This is a genomic window from Micropruina sp. (genome assembly GCF_047607385.1).
GTDB lineage: Bacteria > Actinomycetota > Actinomycetes > Propionibacteriales > Propionibacteriaceae > Micropruina.
The window spans coordinates 1-2695 of the sequence record NZ_JASGDE010000150.1; the positions used below are offsets into that span (position 1 = coordinate 1).

The following is a 2695-nucleotide window of genomic DNA, read 5'->3' on the forward strand; positions in this document are numbered from 1 at the left end:
CGGAGAAAGATCTGCTTCTACTGTTTCTTCAAAGCCGTTCTTCGCTAAAATTTCGTTGATTTTCTCAACAAGCTCTTTCGTTAATGTAAGGTTACCTGTTTCTGTTACTTCTAAATAAGAAGATGCATTAAAGATGTTGAATCCTCCCGTTACGTTGCTTTCACGATCATAAACGCGAGCAACATCTCCTTTGCGATCAAAAGTACGGTTCTCTAAAGTAATATCTTGTAAGGCAACAATTAAAGTGTCACCAATTCCTTCAAGGTTGTAAAAAACGTTCACTTCGTTCATCCTTTCTCTTTTCCATCTGTCTTCTTCCGATTCTTCGCTAAAATAAAGATTGGTTCAAAGTCTCCATCTTCATATACGAATGAAAGTGATGTAATCGGAACATGCCCTTCGGCAAAAAATTTCATTGTCATTTGTGCAATAATATCATAACCGATTTCGTTAACGATATCAGCAATAATTAATACATCTTGGTGAGGAACAGCAACAACCATGTCACCAGAAATTTTTTCACGCATCGATTGTAGTAACGATTCGTTTAAAATACGCGTCGCGTCATATCCATCATTTGTGTTTAAAAAGTAGAATGTATTACCCGCTACTGTGTCTTGTTTAAATTCATAACCTAATGAACGAGCATTGAATAATGCCATTTCACGTACTTGCTGTTCTGTAAGTTCTAATTTTTGTAACAGACGCTCATCGATTAGTCGATACGTTTTATTCGAATCTAACGCATAGTAAATACGTGTTTCCGCCGTATGATCCGTCATAATAAACGGATTTCCTTCTTCTGCTTGTTTCGGGAAAGAAGTAGAGCGAATAACAGGTAAAATTTTCGCTCCGCTATTTTCTTCTTTATGCATCGCAATTAGCGCTTCTTGTACATAATAAGCAACCTCTTCAATTGCTTTTTCTTTATTCACTTCCCATTTTGCCACAACTCCTGGAAGCGATACGTTAATACCTTTTTTAGAGTCTTTCTGTTCAATACGTAGAACTTCTTTCTCGCTATCATACTGAAAGTCCCATTCTGGGCGAGATAATTTCTTCATTAACTCGTCTTTCATCTTTTTACTTGTCATCTTCATCTCTTTTTCCTCCCTTCCAAAAAAATAACCTCCCCCGCGAAGGTAGAGGTTGTTTTACAATTCAATTGGCAAATTGCCTTATTTTAAACCTTCAATAAACTCTTCGATTTGTTCTTGTGTTTTACGATCTTTGTTTACATAGCGACCAGTTTCTTCACCCTTATTGTACGCTACAAAGCTCGGAATGCCAAATACGTCTAATTTTACACATAGATCAATAAACTCATCACGATCTACATAGTAAAATGAGAAATCACTATATTTCTCTTCTACTTCTGGCATAAATGGGTCTACAAAACGGCAGTCTGGGCACCATTCTGCTGAGAACATAAAGACTACATTCTCTTCATTTTTTAATTGTTGGAATTGCTCCATGCTTTCTAATGACTTCATCTATATTTCCTCCTCTAACGAGTGCATGTTTTCATGTTATAATCTTTCTTTTATACTACCATACATCACGCATGGTGCAAGGTTTATGCTTGCTTTTCGTCATACTTATATTGCCCAACAAGTAACTTAACAACGTGTACAAATAATTCCGTGCGATCAACATAATCATCTGTAAAAATACCGATTGCACCTTCGTGACTACGAATATCTTTTCTATGTACAAACTCTTCCATCACTTCACTTAACTCCTTGCCCTCTTCAAGAGGTGCTAAAAAATCATCCGGTAACGTAATACGTGCCCCGCCGGCAACAAATATTTTACCATCACTTGTTGCTAGCGCGCCCCAATTACACATAAATAAACCGTACTCCGTTTTCATTACGCCGCCTTCTAGCCCAATACCAATTTGAGCTCCTCCTTCCTCTAGCGCTCGCTTCGCTCTATTAATCGCTCCTTGCATCGTCTCTTCATCTGAAAACGGCTGATTTGCTACTCCTGAAGGAACAGAAAGAGATGTAATTTCAGCATCTTTCCAAACCTTCTCCACAGCGCCAACCTTCGTTTTATTCTTCGATCCAACTACTACCTTCATTTCGTTCACCTCTATAAAAATTCATCATTCTATTCTAATATCCGCATCAGATACGAATTAAGTATCAACCACTACCACATATCACCAAGTCATCTATTCAGCCTAAAAAAGAAGGGTTTTTCTAGCAACATTACCGTCTTCGAAAACAAAAACAGCCTTCCTCTCACTTCCTACTTGGAGTCTTCATACATCATTCGAACACCAATTAAGCACTGACCGCTCCCAATCATCGCTGGGTCATCTATTCAACCTAAAAAAAGAAGGGTTTTTCGCCCTTCTTCTCTACGCGTTATTCTTAATTGTCTCTAACGTCGTTTTATCTGTTGTTCTTACAAGCTTCGTAATTAATTCTTTCGCCGCTGCATAATCATCAACATGTAAAATTGAAGCATGTGTATGAATGTAGCGTGCACAAACACCAATTACTGCTGATGGGATACCAGAGTTACTTGTATGTACACGGCCAGCATCTGTACCACCTTGTGAAATAAAGTATTGGTACGGAATGTTGTTTGTTTCTGCTGTATCTAAAATGAATTCGCGCATTCCTCTATGTGTTACCATCGTGCGATCGTAAATACGAAGAAGGGCACCTTTTCCTAATTGACC

The 2695-nt window shown here is 38.1% G+C and carries 4 protein-coding genes and 1 pseudogene; all 5 read right to left on the reverse strand.

Annotated features, from left to right (window positions below):
- The coding region (locus QM582_RS13440; RefSeq protein ID WP_415085188.1) for a DUF4479 family protein at window positions 1–291 on the reverse strand (291 nt) is incomplete at its 3' end.
- Window positions 288–1100, reverse strand: a complete 813-nt coding sequence (locus QM582_RS13445) for a DUF1444 domain-containing protein (protein WP_000784605.1) — start codon at window positions 1098–1100, stop codon at window positions 288–290. The genes QM582_RS13440 and QM582_RS13445, both read right to left, overlap by 4 nt.
- A 78-nt stretch (window positions 1101–1178) precedes the next feature.
- Complete coding sequence (locus QM582_RS13450; protein WP_000838193.1) at window positions 1179–1493, reverse strand: thioredoxin family protein; 315 nt, start codon at window positions 1491–1493, stop codon at window positions 1179–1181.
- An 83-nt stretch (window positions 1494–1576) separates the two neighbouring features.
- Window positions 1577–2086, reverse strand: a complete 510-nt coding sequence (locus tag QM582_RS13455; protein WP_000869932.1) for a DUF84 family protein — start codon at window positions 2084–2086, stop codon at window positions 1577–1579.
- Between the two features lie 282 nt (window positions 2087–2368).
- Window positions 2369–2695: pseudogene (locus QM582_RS13460) on the reverse strand (peptidase M28); the annotation flags it as partial.

Excerpts from the sequence above, each read along its gene's own strand:
- QM582_RS13455 (WP_000869932.1), bottom strand. The coding sequence starts at position 2,086 with ATGAAGGTAGTAGTTGGATCGAAGAATAAAACGAAGGTTGGCGCTGTG.
- QM582_RS13445 (WP_000784605.1), bottom strand. The coding sequence starts at position 1,100 with ATGAAGATGACAAGTAAAAAGATGAAAGACGAGTTAATGAAGAAATTA.
- QM582_RS13450 (WP_000838193.1), bottom strand. The coding sequence starts at position 1,493 with ATGAAGTCATTAGAAAGCATGGAGCAATTCCAACAATTAAAAAATGAA.